This is a genomic window from Sphingomonas glaciei (assembly GCF_023380025.1).
GTDB classification, from domain to species: Bacteria; Pseudomonadota; Alphaproteobacteria; order Sphingomonadales; family Sphingomonadaceae; genus Sphingomicrobium; species Sphingomicrobium glaciei.
On the sequence record NZ_CP097253.1, the window covers coordinates 1436152 to 1453595 of the forward strand.

17 protein-coding genes and 1 tRNA gene are annotated in these 17444 nt (G+C 61.0%); 10 read left to right on the forward strand and 8 right to left on the reverse strand.

Features of this window, described 5'->3' with window-relative positions:
• Positions 1-202 precede the first annotated feature (202 nt).
• From M1K48_RS07075 to M1K48_RS07085, 3 genes are read left to right on the forward strand one after another with little or no spacing between them, the layout of a single operon-like run.
• Entirely contained in the window at positions 203-1351 is a 1149-nt protein-coding gene (locus M1K48_RS07075; protein ID WP_249505137.1) for a zinc-dependent alcohol dehydrogenase, read from the forward strand.
• Positions 1352-1362: 11 nt separating this feature from the next.
• Complete coding sequence (locus M1K48_RS07080) at positions 1363-1905, forward strand: hypothetical protein (RefSeq protein WP_249505138.1); 543 nt, start codon at positions 1363-1365, stop codon at positions 1903-1905.
• 9 nt (positions 1906-1914) lie between these two features.
• Positions 1915-2499 carry an SOS response-associated peptidase gene (locus M1K48_RS07085; RefSeq protein WP_249505139.1) on the forward strand — a complete coding sequence of 195 codons (585 nt, stop codon included), beginning with the start codon at positions 1915-1917 and terminating at the stop codon, positions 2497-2499.
• 125 nt (positions 2500-2624) lie between these two features.
• Here M1K48_RS07085 and M1K48_RS07090 read toward each other — a convergent pair whose 3' ends face one another.
• On the reverse strand, positions 2625-2879 hold the full coding sequence (locus tag M1K48_RS07090) for a DUF6894 family protein (RefSeq protein WP_249505140.1): 255 nt from the start codon (positions 2877-2879) through the stop codon (positions 2625-2627).
• Positions 2880-3245: 366 nt separating this feature from the next.
• Here M1K48_RS07090 and M1K48_RS07095 point away from each other — a divergent pair, with 366 nt between their 5' ends.
• Together M1K48_RS07095 and M1K48_RS07100 are read left to right on the forward strand one after the other, a co-directional pair.
• On the forward strand, positions 3246-4154 hold the full coding sequence (locus tag M1K48_RS07095; RefSeq protein WP_249505141.1) for a sensor histidine kinase: 909 nt from the start codon (positions 3246-3248) through the stop codon (positions 4152-4154).
• Positions 4155-4218: 64 nt separating this feature from the next.
• Positions 4219-4428 (forward strand): hypothetical protein, encoded by a 210-nt coding sequence (locus M1K48_RS07100; RefSeq protein ID WP_249453878.1) that lies wholly within the window; start codon positions 4219-4221, stop codon positions 4426-4428.
• 57 nt (positions 4429-4485) lie between these two features.
• On the opposite strand, the gene M1K48_RS07105 is transcribed toward M1K48_RS07100, so the two are convergent.
• Together M1K48_RS07105 and M1K48_RS07110 are read right to left on the reverse strand one after the other, a co-directional pair.
• Positions 4486-4722, reverse strand: a complete 237-nt coding sequence (locus M1K48_RS07105) for a hypothetical protein (RefSeq protein ID WP_249453880.1) — start codon at positions 4720-4722, stop codon at positions 4486-4488.
• Between the two features lie 447 nt (positions 4723-5169).
• Positions 5170-6804 carry a hypothetical protein gene (locus M1K48_RS07110; protein WP_249453882.1) on the reverse strand — a complete coding sequence of 545 codons (1635 nt, stop codon included), beginning with the start codon at positions 6802-6804 and terminating at the stop codon, positions 5170-5172.
• Positions 6805-7563: 759 nt separating this feature from the next.
• Here M1K48_RS07110 and M1K48_RS07115 point away from each other — a divergent pair.
• Complete coding sequence (locus M1K48_RS07115; protein WP_249453884.1) at positions 7564-8397, forward strand: hypothetical protein; 834 nt, start codon at positions 7564-7566, stop codon at positions 8395-8397.
• Positions 8398-8756: 359 nt separating this feature from the next.
• On the opposite strand, the gene M1K48_RS07120 is transcribed toward M1K48_RS07115, so the two are convergent.
• On the reverse strand, positions 8757-9278 hold the full coding sequence (locus M1K48_RS07120; RefSeq protein ID WP_249453886.1) for an ester cyclase: 522 nt from the start codon (positions 9276-9278) through the stop codon (positions 8757-8759).
• Between the two features lie 201 nt (positions 9279-9479).
• Between M1K48_RS07120 and M1K48_RS07125 the strand changes: the two genes are divergently transcribed.
• Positions 9480-10070 carry a DUF2306 domain-containing protein gene (locus tag M1K48_RS07125; protein ID WP_249453888.1) on the forward strand — a complete coding sequence of 197 codons (591 nt, stop codon included), beginning with the start codon at positions 9480-9482 and terminating at the stop codon, positions 10068-10070.
• Positions 10071-10127: 57 nt separating this feature from the next.
• Here M1K48_RS07125 and M1K48_RS07130 read toward each other — a convergent pair whose 3' ends face one another.
• Complete coding sequence (locus M1K48_RS07130; RefSeq protein ID WP_249453890.1) at positions 10128-10559, reverse strand: hypothetical protein; 432 nt, start codon at positions 10557-10559, stop codon at positions 10128-10130.
• A 335-nt stretch (positions 10560-10894) separates the two neighbouring features.
• Here M1K48_RS07130 and M1K48_RS07135 point away from each other — a divergent pair.
• A tRNA-Arg gene (locus M1K48_RS07135) sits at positions 10895-10988 on the forward strand.
• A 495-nt stretch (positions 10989-11483) separates the two neighbouring features.
• Here M1K48_RS07135 and M1K48_RS07140 read toward each other — a convergent pair.
• The 3 genes from M1K48_RS07140 to M1K48_RS07150 all read right to left on the reverse strand — a co-directional run bounded on the left by M1K48_RS07140 (position 11484) and on the right by M1K48_RS07150 (position 15003).
• On the reverse strand, positions 11484-12020 hold the full coding sequence (locus M1K48_RS07140; RefSeq protein WP_249453892.1) for a hypothetical protein: 537 nt from the start codon (positions 12018-12020) through the stop codon (positions 11484-11486).
• Positions 12021-12532: 512 nt separating this feature from the next.
• Positions 12533-14704, reverse strand: a complete 2172-nt coding sequence (locus M1K48_RS07145) for a relaxase/mobilization nuclease domain-containing protein (protein WP_249453894.1) — start codon at positions 14702-14704, stop codon at positions 12533-12535.
• The gene (locus tag M1K48_RS07150) at positions 14704-15003 is read right to left on the reverse strand and encodes a plasmid mobilization protein (RefSeq protein ID WP_249453896.1); all 300 of its coding nucleotides are present in this window, start codon (positions 15001-15003) and stop codon (positions 14704-14706) included. The genes M1K48_RS07145 and M1K48_RS07150 overlap by 1 nt, the downstream gene beginning before the upstream one ends.
• Positions 15004-15991: 988 nt before the next feature.
• Here M1K48_RS07150 and M1K48_RS07155 point away from each other — a divergent pair.
• Together M1K48_RS07155 and M1K48_RS07160 are read left to right on the forward strand one after the other, a co-directional pair.
• Positions 15992-16471: a hypothetical protein gene (locus M1K48_RS07155; RefSeq protein ID WP_249453898.1), complete on the forward strand. Its 480-nt coding sequence runs from the start codon at positions 15992-15994 to the stop codon at positions 16469-16471.
• The gene (locus M1K48_RS07160; RefSeq protein ID WP_249453899.1) at positions 16461-17435 is read left to right on the forward strand and encodes a P-loop NTPase family protein; all 975 of its coding nucleotides are present in this window, start codon (positions 16461-16463) and stop codon (positions 17433-17435) included. The genes M1K48_RS07155 and M1K48_RS07160 overlap by 11 nt, the downstream gene beginning before the upstream one ends.
• The last annotated feature ends 9 nt before the right edge of the window (positions 17436-17444 follow it).

Here is a 17444-nt window from a genome sequence, read left to right on the forward strand (position 1 = left end):
ATTATGGAGGCGACGATGGCTCAGAAGGGTGCGGGTGGAAACGCGGGTGCTGTGACGAAAAAGGGCGGCGACAAGGCAAGCGGAAGTACTGGGACTGGCCGCGGCGGAGGCAACAAGGGCAACGCCTCTAAGAAAGGCTAATTGCTCGTCGGAGCCCGTCAACGCAGCTGGCTCCTTCTGTTCTGCCTGCTGAGGATGTCTCATGCGTGCCATGAATTATCGCGGACCGTATCGTGTTCGCGTCGATGAGAAAGCAATGCCTCGTATCGAGCACCCCCGCGATGCGGTGGTGAAGGTGACAAGGAGCTGCATCTGTGGCTCCGACCTCCATCTCTACCATGGCATGGTGCCAGACACCCGTGTTGGCCAGACCTTCGGTCACGAGTTCTGCGGCATCGTTGAGGAGGTCGGGCCCGAGGTGGAGAATCTCAAAGCCGGCGACCACGTGCTCGTGCCCTTCAACATCGCCTGTGGCCAGTGCCATTTCTGCAAGCAGGGTTTGTTCGGCAACTGCCACGAGTCCAACCCACAGGCGACGGCGGTCGGTGGTATCTTCGGCTACTCGCACACTGCTGGCGGCTATGACGGCGGGCAGGCCGAATATGCCCGTGTTCCCTATGCCGACTTCGGCCCGACGATCATCCCCGACTGGATGGATCCGGACGACGCCGTTCTCCTCACCGACGTGGTGCCGACGGGGTACCAAGCCGCCGAGATGGCCGGCATCCAGAAAGGCGACACAGTCGTCGTGTTCGGCGCTGGGCCGGTCGGCATTCTGGCCGCCCGCAGTGCCTGGCTGTTCGGCGCAGGCCGCGTCATCGTTATCGACCACATCGACTATCGGCTTGAGTCCGTGAAGAGCTTCGCTCCGGCCGAAGTTTACAACTTCAAGGAGCTGGATGACGTCGTCGTCTTCATGAAGAAGACGACCGATGGGCTCGGCGCCGACGTGTGCATCGACGCTGTCGGAGCCGAGGCGACCGGCAGCATGCTGCAGACCATTCTGGGCAAGCGTCTCAAGCTCGAGGCCGGCTCGGCAATAGCGCTCCACTGGGCGATAAATTCCGTCAAGAAGGGCGGCGTGGTGTCGATCGTCGGGGTTTACGGCCCGACTGGTAACATGGTCCCGATCGGCAACGTCGTGAACAAGGGCCTGACCATTCGAGCCAACCAGGCGAGCGTAAAGCGGCTGCTGCCAAAGCTCATCGAGCATGTGAGGACTGGCAACATCAACCCGAAGGCGATTATCAGCCACCGGGTGCCACTCGATGACATCGCGGACGCCTATCACATCTTCTCCGACAAGCTCGACGAGTGCATCAAGCCCGTCCTGCTTCCCTCGGGCGCCTGAGGAGCATGGGCATGAGTGACACCAACCTTGCACTGCGGATCAGCAATCCGTCGAAAGCAGTGGACACGCAGTCGATCGTTGGCTGGGGCGTGGACGCCGATCCCCAGAACGACCCCACATACCCCTATCGCAATCGCACGGAAGATAATCACAGCGGCGAGTGGCGGCGGCCGACCCAGCAGGAGGCTCAGGTCGAGCTCCTCAAGTCGGTTGAGCACAAGTGGCTGCCGGCCGTCTTCGGCACCGCCAGTCCACCCAGTGGCGTTAGCGGGTCGATGCGCCGCCTCGCCTTTCGCTGGAGCGAGTCTAACTGGGCACATTGGCTGCTGCTTATCGCCGCCGACCGCGTGAACATGATCGAGGGCTTGGTTGAAGACCTAGGCCGAGGCCACGTTCCAAATATCCCGAAGGAGATGGGGGTGCCGGCCGAGTGGCGCCACAACAAGGCCGGCCTCCTGAAGAAGCTCGCGGTGGCTGCAGCGATCGGCGGCACGGTTACGGGGCTGATCGTTGCCAAGAGGAACGCTGGGAAGCGCGAGCCGTCAGCCAGCTGAGGATCGTTGATGTGCAACGATTACGCCAATCGCGTCGCCTTCGCCGAGTACCAGGCCGCTTTGCGCGATGCCGGCATGCCGATCGTCTCGCCGCTCGGCCCTCCGAACCTCGAGCCGCGCGACGACATCTGGCCGAGCGAGAGTGCACCAGTGTTCCGCGCGGCAGAAGGAGGCGTCGAGCTGGCGCCGCTGACCTGGGGCTTCGAACCGAGCTCCCCCAAGGGCCGGCGGGTGATCAACTTCAAGTCAGAGGGCCGTTCCTTCGCGAACAGCAAGCGTTGCCTCGTTCCTGCTTCGCACTTCTACGAGTTTAAGGGCTCCAAGCCGCCTAAGTCCAAGTACAAGTTCAGCCTGGTGGGCGAGCCCTGGTTCTGTTTCGCCGGGCTCTGGCGGAGCGGCGATCAAGAAGGTGCAAACAGCTCATTCACGTTGCTGACCACTGCACCGGGCCTTGACGTTGCTCCTATTCACGGCCGGCAAATGGTCGTGCTTCGGCAGAGCGATTGGAGAGCCTGGCTGGAGCTGACCAAACCAGAGGCCGAACTGCTCGCGCCACTGCCGGCAGGATCTCTCCACGTCGAGCAGGTCCGCTAGGGGCTCGGACTGCATGTAATCAGCACCGGTTACGCCGGGCCGCTTGGTCGGTAACCTGACAAGTCGTCTGCTCTGCATTCCGCGCCGATGTCCGCATTGGGTGCATAGCAGACATGGCGCGCCAGCTAAGCTGATTGGCGAGATGCTTGCCCCAAGGATGCCGCAGCCTCGGTACCAATGATGTGCAGCTGGAAGAGAGTTAAGCCACTCTCGTCCGCAACGCTGAGTAGCCACTCCTCGCGGTCCCAGAACGCATTGGCAGCGTCGCAGATGTGTCGAGAAGCGAAATCCAGTGCCTCGCACTTGGCAGCAGCCAAGTCAGGGAGATCAAGCCCTTGCTCGTCGCGCTCACCATCAAGATGGAAGTGGAACTTTGGCATCGTTGGTCCTCGTGGCAGGCGGGAGCGCGAAGGTCTCTCTGTCGTCGGAAGCCTGCGGGCATGTTCAACGATATGTCGCCTCTACTACATAGCACCCTTGATGTCTGAGGTTGTTTCGCCTGCAGGTAAAACGCCTGAATGCATGGCATCATGGCCCTCTACTTGCAGCGCGCTTTGCGCCAGCTGGAAGCCGTAGGCATCTCCCCCTGCCTGAGCTACAGGCTTGTTGCTCGTGAACCATGGGCAGTTCACCACTCATGAAATGGAGCGGCAGTGTTCGCAGGAGACTCCCCGCTTCAGGTTTGGGGCCCTGACCATCTTCGTCTGGCGGTAGATGCCGCTTGCGTGTCGCTATGGTCGTGGAACTTGGCCGACGACCGGTTCGCCATGGACGAGCGAGCCTTTCAGCTGTGGGGCATGCCCTGGGCTGAAGCTGTGAACTTTGCAGACCTTTCCGCGCATATTCATCCGGCTGATCGCGACCGTGTGCAGGCGGCTTTCACAGCCACTAGGTCGGTGCCAGGTCCGTACGAGATCGACTTTCGCATCATGGTTGGCGCTGACATCCGCTGGATCTCGGCAAGAGGTCAGGCTGCAGAACTCGAGGAGCCGGACGCGCCGATGTTTGGCATCTTCCTGGATGTTACTGGCAGGAAGCAGGCCGAGGAAGGCAGCGAGTTGCTTGCCGGTGAGATGAGCCACCGGGTCAAGAACCTGCTGGCGATCGCAGCCGGCCTTACTCAGATCACCTCGCGCTCCGTTTCTTCGGTCGAAGAAATGACCGGCCAGCTGACCCAGCGGCTCATCTCACTTGGACGCGCACATGACCTCGTGCGCCCATTGCCCGGAGAGCAGGGAAAGGCCGCTCTACTTGGTGACCTCATGGCGATCCTGCTTTCACCTTATGAAGACACTGGAGCCTTCTCCGGGCGCATTCGAGTTGCCGTGCCGCGAATGGGGGTCGGTGAATCGACAGCCACCACTCTTGCTATGGTGGTGCACGAGTTAGCGACTAACTCGGTCAGGCATGGTGCGTTATCGGCATCAGCGGGAACCTTGGACGTCAGCGGTCGCACTGAAGAGGGCGAGGTGCACATCACGTGGGCAGAGACAGGTGGTCCAGAAGTCTGCTTCCAGCCTGAAATGACCGGCTTCGGAAGTCAGATGATTCAGCGCAGCGTAGTTTCGCAGCTTGCTGGATCCTTATCCTACGACTGGCAGCCATCCGGCTTGGTTGCGACATTGGTCATGCGAAAAGATCGTATGGGCCGCTAAGGGAGCCGAAGGTACTCTTAAGGCTCCTGTACTTCGGCCTGGTCACTAAAGCAGGGAGGTGTCCGTGACACGCGATGATCTGATTGCTCAGGAGCGACAGGCGTTGAACCTACTGGCGGCTTACGAAGCAGGTAGCCTCATGAATCTCAGTGACGAGCCCGCCGGCGATCTAAACAACCAGCACACCGAACAGAGTATCGTGGTACTGAGAAGTAGGATCGCTGAGCTTCAGCGTCGCATTGCCGGCCATCCTGACGCTGGCGACAAGAACTGATCGTGAGACGTCGGGTACCGCTCTAAGGCAGACATCCGGACAGAGAAGGCTGCTGCCCTACGCTTCCAAATTCGCGATGCTGACAGTGACTAGTCGTCGAGCCACCACACGGACCTCATCGGAAATCACCACCTCGATATGTGGTAAGCTCTCTCCACTCTTGAGCAGCTCTTTAGCGAAATCGAGAGAAGCAAAGACTGCAGCGGAGGTAGCTTCCTCCACCGACTTAAACTCCACACCATCGTCAATCGAGTCCGCAACCGCATTGATCAGGCGGGTGTAGTAGCAAGGCATGGTGAGCGCCGGTACCGTGTCAGCATCAAAGCTACAGCAACATGTGTTAAGCCGGTTTCCAGGACTTCTGCCTGCCGCGGCTAAGGTGAGAAGTAGCTCCTCTCTCCGTCTAGAAACCGAAGAAGTCGTAGGAGCTCAACGTCCGCTTTGCGTTGGAAGCGAACATTAGCCACTTAGCTGAACAACCGTCCGCTTACGGGTGCCTCCGTTGTAGCCTGGAACGACCGAGATGGGCGCATAGCGGACGACCCCTGCCCTATTTCCGTTTGTGGCCGTCAGGAGACCGTCTGGTCTTAGCGATAAGGCCTAGAAAGCAGCCGATGGTTCAGCCTTCAGGCTAATGTCCGCTTTCGACCCAAAGCAGACATACAGCAGGGAAAGGGATGAGTCGGCTTAGCCCCCAAAGCAGCCGCTAGTACGAGCCGGTGAGCTTCCCAACAGCGGACACTAACGCGCAGGCAGGGCTCGTGCGGCCGCACGCGCTTCGCGAATCTCGCTACGATCCGCATCGCCGCTTCTCGTAAGCTGCACGAGACGGGCGTAGTAATCGCGTGCTTTTGGCTGATTTCCAGCAAGGCTCGCCGCTCGTGCGGCACCAGACAAGCCATTAAGGCGCAGCGGGGTACGCTTCAGCGACGCCTCAAACTCTAGGAGCGCTTCGGCGGGCCGTCCCAAGTCGAGCAGCAGTTCGCCAAGCTGTTCACGCGCGGGGAGGATCGCGCCCGGTGTCACCGGATGCTTCTCCACAGCGTCGTCAAGTGTTGCCGCTCCGTGCATTAGCCGCAGCGCCTCGTCGTTTCTGCCGTCGGCCCGTGCAAGCCAAGCGGCAGCGATCTGACGGCTGACCCCGACTTGGGTCTTCCAGTCATAGCTACCGGGAGGAACCTGCAGCTTCTGCTCGATGTCGGTCAGCTTCGCTAATTCAATCTTTGCCGCGGCGGTATCGCGGCTGCGCGCAGCCCCAAGCGCACGTGCAAAATGGACGTGCGCTGCAGCCCACTGGAAGCTTTCCAGCGGAGCAAGCTTCATGACGTTTGCCGGCAGTTCGAGATTGGCTGCCTCTTTCCACTGCCGCCGCTCGAGGACGAGCCGTGCTGGGATAGCCGTTGCCGCATAGGCAACGGAAAAGATCGGTTCATCGACGCTGTGCATCGCATTCAGCTTAGCGAGCACTTTCCTGGCCTTAATGTCCTGCCCTGTCTGCAGGTAGGCGTAAGCCAGATAATCCATCGCGTGCAGCTCTTCGCGCGAACCGCCCAGGAAGTTCTTACGCCGCATCAACGCTCGGGCTGCCGCTTCCGACTTTAGGTTGGAGGCAATAGATTCCTCCCACATGCCGAGACGCGTGAAAATGTGGGAAGGCATGTGCTGGGCGTGCGCAGAAGCCGGCGCGAGGTCAGCATAGCGCTTTGCGGATGGGACGGCGAGCGCGGCCAGCGACGGATAGTCGAAGCTGTGAATCAGATAATGCGCGACGCCGGGATGATCAGGTTCGGCCGCAAGGACCGCATTAAGTATCTTGGCCGCGCTCTTCTCGCGGGCAAACGTCGGGTCCGTATCCAGGGTCCCCACAGCCGTTTGCGACAAGGCGTAGAAGACGGCAGCTTCGCGATCGGCAGGATAGCGCTCGTGAAGCGCCTTCATCGCCGAGTTATAGGCTAGCGCGCGCGTCTTGTGGTCGAGCTTGTGGGAGTCGCGGTAGAAGGCAGCGATTGCGTCCACATAGTCCTTCTCGCGCTGGGTCTTTGCCGGCGTTTCGAGCGCCCGTGCAACAGCGGCCCGTGCCTTCGCGAGCTCTGCGGGAGTCGGCGGTGCCCATAACGGGTGGTAGAGGCTCATGGCGACGCCCCAGTGCGCTATCGCACAGGATGGATCAGCGGCGGCAGCTTGGCTGAACTTCGCTTCTGCCTGCTCATACTCGAACGAGTGCAACCACCCGATACCCTGCAGGAAGCTCGGTTGCGCCGCGAGGCTACAACTCGTCTGGAACGCCACAGTGCCGAGCTTGTCAGAATGCGCCTCGTGTTGATGCTGCGCGGGCTGAGCAAGCGAGAGAGCCGACACGAAGATGAGCGTTTTCATGGGAGCAGCCTCCTGCCACCTTCAGTATCACAGCGGCAGCGGATTGTCCTCGTGCGCATGCAGCGGAGCGTCAAACCCTCGCCCGGTGCCGGCACCGGCCGTCCAGAGATGACCTCTGCTTACGGCCACACGCATCTCGGAGCAGGCTACGTCCGCTAGGCGCCCAACCCGGTCATTCCGAGCACCGTTCTGTTCACTCGCATGCGGTCGTTCGTTCAGCTAAGTAGCTTATGTCCACTTTCGACCCAAAGCAGACAGAGAGCTTTCAGCCTTGGGACGCTGATCCCTCACCGCGATGAATGAGAATTTCCTCACGAGCGACGCGCGTGAAACCGGAAATGTCGGCTGTCATGAGAACCCCGCGATCCCTCCACGCACCTCCAAGCGCTTCCGCCGCCCGCTGCTGCAACATCTCATCGACTGTGGGGTCCCGTGCCATCGCGATCAGATCGGGGAGAGCTTCGTCGAGGGTTCCGATCATCAGGGCAGCACAGTCCCGCTCCCAATCCTCCGCCTCCGGACTGCGGAACACTTCAAGCGCCTCCCTTGGCGTCCGTGGCACTGGTAGCATCGGAACATCTCCTCCGGGTCCTAGCGCTATCCTGTTCCGCCTTCTCACTTTGGTCATGCTGTCTTGCAACGTCAGCTTTTGACCCATTGCGGACATTCGCTGGGTTGCTAGATCCACCAACTTACAACTCGTCCGAACGCTTGGATGCTGTGACCTAAGAACAGTACGGCCCATGATGGAAGCCATATATGCAGATGTTCGATGACGAGTTTGTCGGCGGCACGATCTACTCTGCGGTCGCGCCTGTTACCGCCGAGTGGCTCGCTCGGGTTGGGGATGCTCTCGACTGTGCTGGAACATGGCGACCGACACGTGGCGGGGGGCGTGATCCTGGACGCTCGAAAGTGTCTAGCACCTCAGTCGCGCTGACGGAGTGGTTCGATAGCTGGATCACTAAGCGTGATGGCATGTGGTTCTACAGTGACGAGAAGAACGAGATCACCGGACGGATTGATGCCTTTGCAATCGACCCCAGTTGCTCGCGGCGCCCACTTTTCCAGCAGATCAAGTTCAACGCTCAAGAGACATTGTTCAGAGATCCCAATGCTTGCAATCATTACGCCAGCACCTTCGCCGCCCTTTGCGATGCTTCCGATGCCTTCCTCGGATGGGCCGCTTATACCCCGATGCTGCGTCGATCGGTGGAGAACTCGATGCGTCTGCGACAGACCAAGGGTGCCGCTCCCGCCAAGGTAGCCGAAGACGCACATCATCTTGAGTACAGATTGCCGGATGTGCGTTGGCTCAACTACTTCGGTCCTTCTTTCATCGAGCGCTACGGGCCCGGCATCAAGGGCTTAGGGGTTCGGTGCGACCGAACGGCAAACGGCGGCGCCATGGTCTGGGCTACCCCGACTCCATTCGTGTTTGAGGAGGGTGCTACAAGTTTCGGCGACTATCCTTGGAAGCGCCCCTTCTACGATGCTCTCGGCGCGGCCTTCGTGAGTGACGATGCGGTGCCAGGTGGTCGCGGCGAGCATGTGCCCAGCTACGCCGACCACCTTCGCCACTTGTCACTTTGACTGCGGGCCAGCCAACGTCCGCTTCCCACCCATCACGACATTTCCACCGAGCCGGGGCTTGAGCAATTGTAGAGCTCGCCCGTCGTTTGCATGTCCTACCGGATTGCAAGCCAGGCCTCGCTGCAGACCATTATGAGCTCCCGTCTTGCCGCAGGTATCTTCAAGTGTTCCTCAACCGCACTTCGATCTTCTTCTGCTAATCGCCGAATAATCGCTGCGACGCTGCGGCACTGACCTGATCGGGCAAGAGCAAACGCACGTTCAACAGGTGCAGGCCTCGTCATGAGCCAAGCCTAGCTCAGCGCGACGCTCGATGCGAATGTCTGCTTACGACCCAAAGCAGACATTGGCCGGATTCTCTACGGAGCCGTCAAGGCGGCCATCAGTGGGCCTGTGTCGACGGCCTCCCAATCCGCCCATAACTTTCCGCCGCAGACCTGATGCACAATCATAATGGGGAGCTTCGCAATTCGACCGGTCGCTTTTTCACCGGCGATGCTTCCCCGGTGCGTGCCTGAACCTTCAATGACAACAACAACTTTGTCTCTTTCAGCTATTGTCTGCATGATCACGTTGCGCCAGTCTGGGAAGGCGGTCCGCAAGTGCTTGTTCCCGCGCTTGAATGCGTCCCAAGTAAGGGCTCGGAAGCCATCGGTTCCCGTCACGTAATGGCGGTAAGCGGCACCAACGAAAGCATCCGCTGCCTCCCAATCTTGGCGGTTGATCGCGTCGTGGAAGCGCCGCACCAATGCGGTGTTTGCCTGCTCCACTCGTTGGTAGCCTCGCGGATTCGAATGGCTGGGGCATTTTGGTGGGGCCTCGGCGGGCGCTGCAGATGGGAAGATCAGAAAAGCTCCGGCGACCATCGCGAGTAGGCGCAACTACTATCTCCCTCGGTTGGGCCGGACCCTCGCGGGAACCGCTCGGAATGTAAACGTCGCTTGCGTCCGCTTTTCCAACCTTTTGCGGTCGGGGCCCCTTCGACTCGTTGCGGACATTCGGGAAAACTGTGTTACCTTCCCGGCGGGGGCGTCATGGCAACAGTAGCTGGCAAGAGCCGAACGGGTCTGACTTGGGGTCGAATGGGCACGACGCTGGCCGTCGCGGTTTTCCTCGTTCTAGTCGGAATATTTCTTAGCTTCAGCCTCGGCAATATAGGGCGACACGGCGACGAAGCGTGGCTCTATTGGCTGCACATTGCCGGAGGTAGCATAGTGCTACTTCTTGGACCATTTCAGTTCATTGCGAGCATCCGAAATCGATTTCGGCGCTATCACCGTTTAGCGGGTTACTGCTACGTTGCTGGGTCCGCAGCCGCCTTCGTCGGTTTCTGGGCCATACAGCCTACCATCCCCGACGTTTTCTTTTTGAGCCAAGCGACAGCCATTACGCTCTGGATGCTCGCGTTGATTGCAGCGGTAGCAGCCGCACGGCGCAAACGGATGCTGACGCACCAGCACAATATGACGCGATCCTTTGTGTTGGCGGCTTACTTCGTCGTGGTGCGACTGGTGGACCAATACGGACTGGTGATGCTTGAGCCTTTTTCAAGCAACGAAGGCGCGCGGCTGGCCCACAGTGATTGGCTTGCTTGGGTCGTGCCACTTGCGATGGTGGAGGCATACTACGGACGGAAGTGGGATAAGCTCCTGCGCAAACGCGCCGCTCCCTAATGTCTGCTTTCCACCCAAAGCGGACATTAGCCGAAAGCAAAAGGGGGCTGCCGGGGATCAGGGCACGGCAGTCATGCTGTTTGTTTGCTCGTCAAGGAGCACGATGATCTTCGCAACGGGAATGGTGAACACACCTCCCCCGGCACGCTGCCACTCTGCGAAGCCTTCCTCGAAGTCGGTCGTTGGAAAGTTGCGCGAAGAGAGCTTGGTTACGCTCTCATCAAGGGTCGCCCGAGAGACCGGTGCGTGCTGCAACACACCGGGGATGTCGCGACGACGCATGCCCAGGCCAATGACGCTCACGTGATAGACGACTTCAGGCCCAAGGTTACTGATCCGTTGTATCTTCAGCAGAGAGCCAGTGTCCTGCGAACGTGTCCGATACTCCCACACCTGCCCCTCAGAGTAGGTCGGCTGGTCGGCATGCGAAGGCGAGCCGATCGCAGCGACGAGGGCGGTGAGGGTTGCGGGCAGCCACTTTGGTATCATCGGCTGTGACTGGCACAGGGAGCGCCAGCAATCCAATCAAAGCAGACATCCGAGGAGCAGCGGCGCGTTCTGGCAACACCTTAGAAGTTCTTTGCCTTGAAGATCGATGAGCCCTTCCAAGAGGTCGCGTCCTCACTAGGTCAGGCTCATGAGCCTCCGGTGCCTCTTCGATGTTCATCGACCGATGCTGACCTCCATCGTCCGCAGGACAGACCGATTCACCGCGCTTAGTGACGAGTGCGGCTTGCTAATCGAGCGCTCGGACGAGAGCCGATGGGCAAGATCCGAGCCACTGGCGTCCACGCGTAGCCAGGTGGCACTGGCAGACCGCTCCTAGCTCAACTGGATAGAGCGTCGGGCTTCGAACCCGAAGGTTGGGGGGGTGAACGCCAAACCATCCGAAGCATGTCGCCCGCTTCATCAGCACCAGTCCGTGGACGTGCACCGAGTTATCGCTGCCGCTAAGGAAAGGCGCATGTAAGACGGCCAGCACCGGGACGCCAACCCGCTCCACATAGTGCTCCCACAGCCAGGCGCGGGCCTGCTGCCAGGGACTGTGCAGGTTCGTAGCATTCGGGAATTGCAGGGTTACCTGTGCGAAGGCCGCAGTCTCGTCCGCCGGGAGCTTCGACATGTAGCTCTCAGCCAGGAACAGCGGGTCGGCATAGTCCTGCGGGACGTCGCCGCGCAGCAGAACCTCGCATGCTGCGGCCTTGTCCTCGTCGCTCCCCTTGCTCCCCGGCCAACACTTGGCCTTGAAGTGAGGCAAGATGCTCTCGCGGAGGCCTTCACCTTTCGACCAGTAGAACCTGGTCGTGGAGACCGGATCATCCGGCTGGTTGTGGTAGAAGGCCTTGAGCGGCCGCATGGTCAAAGCCGCGACCGAGGCGCCCTCCAGCGCTGCCGGCTTCTTCTTGCCCGGCATCAGAACCATCCCTTCACGGCAATCGAAAGATACTCGGCGCCGGCCTTTAAACCGCGATAGGCGTCTATCTCATCGTCGAAGGGGGCTTCGAGTGAGAGCTCGAGGCCGAGGCCGTCGAGACGGATGAAGGTGCGCTCAGCTCCCGTTGGCACCAGCCAGGCGCTGCCGAGCGGCTGCCGCATCCACAGGCGGTAGCCGAGGAACGGCCGCTTCAAATGACGAAGCAGGACGTCGAAGGTCGCATGCTTGGGCTCGTCGGCGGCGCGGACGATGATGGCGTCGCGATCCACCGCGCGGGCGATGTTCCCGACCTCGCGGCAGACGAGCGGACGACGGCAGCGCGTTCCGGCAAGAACGATATCGGCCCCGGGCACCACCATCGAGTGCAGCAAAGCAGGATGCCAGGACTGGGGATCTTGCTCGATATAGCCGTCGAGAATGGTCCCGAGCGCCAGCATCAGGCGGCGAATCTGCACTGGTGGCTCGGGAATGGGGTCCAGCACGAAGCCGAGGGACGGGACGGGTGCAGTCTTCATGTATTCAGTCTCACTTGGGAGGCGTTGGTGACGTCGATCGAACCTTCAGATTTTCATCTCTTGCGGTTCAATCACCCTCTCCTCCGAACTCATTGGAGCCGCCCTCCGCGCGGCTCCCTTCCACCTTCACGCCGTCCGCAGGCGGCGGCGCTTGCGCAATGATCTTCTGGATGTCGCGTGGGCTGATCCGCTGGCTTCGGCCGGAATACCAGGCGCCCGACTACCAGGCTCCGGTCGCCGGCACCCTCGACCTCGGCGAAGCCACCGTCGCGCTGCCCGACAACGTCATTCCATGGCCCAGCACCCTCCCCGAGGCAGGTACGCGCCGTCCAGTCGATCCTCGCTTCCTCGCCGTCGCCCCTCGCGCCGCAGGATGTCGCCCGCGCCTTCAAGGGCAAGCGCGCCGCCACCGTCCGGCCGGTCCTCGACGCTCTGGCGAGTGTCGGCATGGCCCGCCGCCTCGGCAACGGCCGGTACGCCGCCTGACGGCGATAAAGCGGGATGGACGCACGCTAACGCCCTTGAGCAGCAATCTGCGCGAGCTGCGCCTGCAATCTTCTGACCTCCTCGTAGGAGAGATCGTCTTCGCGCGAATTCACCAGGGAAGGAGTCTCCAGCTTCTTCTTCACAGGTCGGTCCTTCAGCTTTTCTCGGACCCGCCTAGTCATCTCCAGGAACTCGGCGTCCCGGGAGGCGACTTCCGCTAACGCTCGATCGTTGCCGACCGGCGACAGGACGGCAAGTATCTCAGCGTCGCCATAAGGCAGCGGCCCGTCGCAACGACGTTCAAGCTCAACGGCCCAGTCATCGATTCTCTTCTGCTGGCGCTGCTGCAGATACTTCTGCACGAGTGGATCGAGGTCGAGGATGGTGACCTCTTCGAGCCGAGGATCGTAGCGATCGGCAACAATCTGGAAGGGACCTGTCCTTCCGGTCAGCTGATTGTCGCCTGCCGCCGCTCGTCGGCACACGCGCAGGTCAGGGAGATCATCCAAGGTCTTGAGAGCACGGCGGACCTGCAGCGCCCTCATTTCTTCGGGCGATCGTTGGCGCGGTGCGGGCACGCTCACGACCTCTGCTTCGGCGTTGGACTTCGTCCTAGCGTCGACCTGCGTATCCGGGGACTGGGGCGCAGGCGCCTCAGCATCATAGATAACCGAGATGCCGAGAGCTTCGGCGCGCTGCGCCGCCAAGGCGATGAAGGCCGCTGACCCGGTCAGCCGCAACGTTCCCCACCTTTCCGCCGCAAGCGCAAGAGCCTCGTCGACTGCGGCAACCTCGTCGGCTGCATGGATGATGATGAAGGCACGGTGGTCGGCGAAGAGCGTGCGACCATCTCGATCGAGATAGTCCGTGTGGTAGCGGTGAGCCTTCCTGCCGGATCGATCCGCCAGCTGCGTGCTGAACTCCTCACCTCCGGAGAGCGGAAGGATCAAGGATGGGGAGCTGACTGGCGTTAGCATGGCAGGCTCACCAGACTGCCGCCACTGATCCTCGTTCATGCGCTGACGCGTGCCCCGGCTGATGGCCTCGGCGAATGCCTTCTGAATGGCCTTGGTCGCGGCGGCCCCTTCCTGCTGCACCAGCGGCGCCAGCATCTTCCGCTTGTCGCCAGGCATCTCGGCGACACGCGCCTTTACCCATGCATCAACGGCATCGACTTCCTCGTCGCGCTTCTGGCGAAGGTGATCGAGCTGGTCCTGCACGCTGACCCGGTAGGCTTCAAAGCCTGTATTCAGCCGGGTCAGGTCGCGTTCGAAGAGGCCGAGCCGCTTCTCCAGCTCCGGACGCGAAAGGCTGGAGTGGACTTCGGAAGCCTTGGCTGATTGCGTCTCGACGGCGATCCGAGCACCGCTTCCGGCCTTGTCATACGTTGCGTCAAGGGCCTTCAAGCGCTCGTGCAAGTCCGCCCAGCTGGACGCCTCTGCTGCCGCCTGGACGAGGGCTCCGCGCGCGTCCCGAATAAGGGAAGGCAAACGCGTCCGCTTCTTGCCGGTGGCCTCCCACCACTTGGAAACAAACGTCCCATCAGCGTCGCGGACGAGGGCGCCAGTCTCTACGTCGAAGATGGCACCCTCTTCAGCGCGGTAAAGGGCGTTAGGTTCGCGGATCCGATCCTGCCTCTCCTCGATGAGAGCAAGTCCCTGATGCAGATCGTCGATCAGCCAGTCGGTTCCTGCGGCTGAACCTGTCGTAGGATCGACACGCAGGACCGCCAGGTGAAGATGCGGGTTCCTGGTGTTGGAGTGCTCGGCCCAGATTGTCTGGCATCGTTCGAGACGGAGAATGCCCAACATGATCGTGATCGCTTCTTCGCGCTGCTGCGGCGACCACGTTTCGCCTTCGTGAAGGCTCAGGATGATATGAACGACGTGGTTCTTGACGGTCGTCGCGCCTACCGCCGTGGCCAGCATCTCGGCCTGCCACTCGGCGAGATCACGGCCAAGCAGGTTTAGCTTGCCCGACGCCTCGACTTTCTCGCCCGGCTCGATGCCAGCATGCCGGACCGCAAGGGCGTAGTCAGTAATCGACAGGACATTCTCAGCCGCCACTGCAGCAAGTGCGTGCGGATCTGCGTCCACGACGTACCGGGTCAGCGCCAGGACTGAGCTCTGCAGCCGAGCGACCCGCTGCTCGGTCGAGGGACGCTGATGCCGGTTCATCCTGATGATCTTGCCAATCATCAGACGAGCCTGTGCCGAACGGCCTTGGCAAGGACCGGGATCAACTCGCGGAGCGTCGTGTTCAGCTCGCCGCATTCCTCTCTTGCCTGAACAAGACCATGAATCTGGATCAAGCGGCGGAGCGCCGCGAGGCCGGCGTCGGAAACGACTGGCCTGCCCCGCAGGAGGAAGCGGATGTACTCGGACCTGTTCATCAGGCTAGCCTCCGCAGCCCGGTCCAGTTCGCCTGCTTCATCCCGCGGCAGGCGGAAGGTAACCTCCACCATGCCGGCGCTGTCGTCCTCAGAATTCTTCTTCAACTACTCTCTCCAATGCGAGAAGGTTCTCCGCCGAGCATCACGGCCGTATACGCGGCCCATCCTGCTCGCTTTTTCCTCGTGCTTTTTCCGGCGAGCGGAGCGGCAGCCGGCCTGCAGAAAACCGGCGCGGTAGCGACACTCAAAGTGAGTTCAAGCCTGTCGCTCGGCCCGCAGCTGTGATGACGATTGGGCCTCTTTGAGGGGTCAGGCGTGACGATCGTTGTTCCGCGTCCGGCGGCGGCAGCAAGCCGACCGGCAATCCGGCACCGATGCCCGCATTCACCCTCTTCCGACGTGCCACCTGCGTGCTGCGAAGCCCGCGAAGGTGGCGACATCAAAAACGACAGCTCACGGGCAGGAATACCTGCGTTCGTCGGGCTTGGAGAGCAATCGAGAGGGAGCCCAAGAGGCTTCGAAACCACCCACCGATGGGCAACAGCAAGCGAAGCAAACCTGGCGCTTTGGGCGCAGATGCATTGGCGACAAGTTCGGGTCAGGCTCCCGGACGATGTCCGGCCCGCCATCCACTGATTGTGCCGACACGCAGATGGCCGGCAGCCAGCAGCTGCCCACCAATCGGGGTCCCCAGCGACCGAGACCTTGACCGATCCATGTGGATCAACTGAGGCTTCGAGAAGCCAACATTCCCGCGTCTCTAGAAGCTGCGTCGGCGGTAGCCCGCACGGGCCGCCTGGGCCTTCGACATTCCAACCGAAGTCCGACGTCATCATCTCCAACGTGCGGCTCGTCGCGGAGACACCTCAGCGCCACTCAGCCAAAAAACCGGTGCGACCCAGCGCTTTGCCGGCTTCATGTCGGAGATACCACTGGCGTCATGCATGTAGTGCCCGGAACATCCAGAGAGCAACAGGTCAATACAAAAGTATTGCATATGCAATCATTGGATATCAGATGATTGCAGATATCGTCATTTGCCTCCGACCACTTCATGTAGTGCGTGCCAGGCGTTACTTCGGACACCCTGGAGGTGACGATGACGATTAGCTGTAAGTGGCGTAAGAAGGCTGACGAGTTGTTGGCTGCGCCTGTCCACAAGAAGCGCGATATTACATCCGTCGCAGGTAAGGTCGATGATCGCTTCGAGGCCATCTATGCTGCCAGACAGCGCGGCATGGCTTGGAAGCCTATCGCGCTCGCCCTTGAGGATGGCGCGCCGATCAAGGTCGATGCTGTCGAGAGCGCGTTTACCCGCATCTGCAACGAGCGGGGGGTTGCCCCGCCGGTGAAGGCGGGCTCCCGTCAGCGCAAGGCGGATGAGATCGACAGTCCCGATCGATCCAGTGCCAAGGGCGCGGAAACGCAGCAGGAAGGTCCGCCCCAGGACGACGACACGTCTTCGAAAGCCGAAGTGAACGTGGCGGATCGCGGCGGCGAGGTCGACAAGCCCGCGACCGCTCAGTCCAACCTGTTCAACGGAAACGCTCGGTGGGTCGACGATGGTGAATGATCCTCAGGCTCCGGCAGGCACTATTTGCGCAAAGGAAACCAGCTCGAAGCTGCCCCTGACCGTTTACGCGATCACGACGGTCAAGGGTGGAGCGGGCAAGACCGAGTTGGCGGAATGCCTCGAAGCCACTCACACCCTTAGTGGTCATCGCACCACGCTGGTCGACGTGGATGATGGAAACCGGGGCCTCGTTCGCCGGGTAGGCGCAACGAATGTCTTGAAGGTGGAGTGGTGCACGTCGGTGCTGGCGGCACCGGATTGGGTGGCCCGGCACTCCGCCAACACTGACACGATGATCTTCGATCTCGGTGCTGGCATCGACAGCTCTGATCTGCCGGTCATGGCATTCCTCGAGACTGCTTGGCGGATGCTTGCCGACCGCGGCGCCCGCATCATCATCTGCGCGGTCGTTTCCACCAACGCACCGACCTCCAACTTCGTTGAGCGCCTTGAACGTCGGTTCGGAGCACTGGGCGAGGTCGTCGTCGTCTGCAACAATCAGGACGGCTCTGAAGCTTACCCGGCTGAAATCGCCGCATTGACGCAGCAGAAGATCCACTTGGCACGTTTGCAGAGCGGAATTCAGGCGGTCCGGCTGAGCCGGCGCGAGCGGTTGAGCTCGGTTATCCGCACTCCGCATACCGGTCACTTTATGGCTTGCGCCCTGATGGCTAAGCGCATCCTGGAGGTCGCGAACCAAGCCTTCTTCAAGAGCTTGCCGATCACCCAGGGTCTCGAGGAACTGAAGCGCTTGGCGCAGGAGGCACCGAAGCAGTTTCACTACGCGATCGATCGGCGCTCGCACGCGACTGACGAGATCATCGGACAGAATGCTATCCTCGCCGTAGCAGAGATTGCTCTCCGTCGCCGGGGCTTGATCGACGATGATATCCTCGCAGCTGCAAAGAACTACAGGCTGCAGCATGACCGCTACATCGAACTCACGCGGGCCGCACCGAAGTAGATGGTTAAC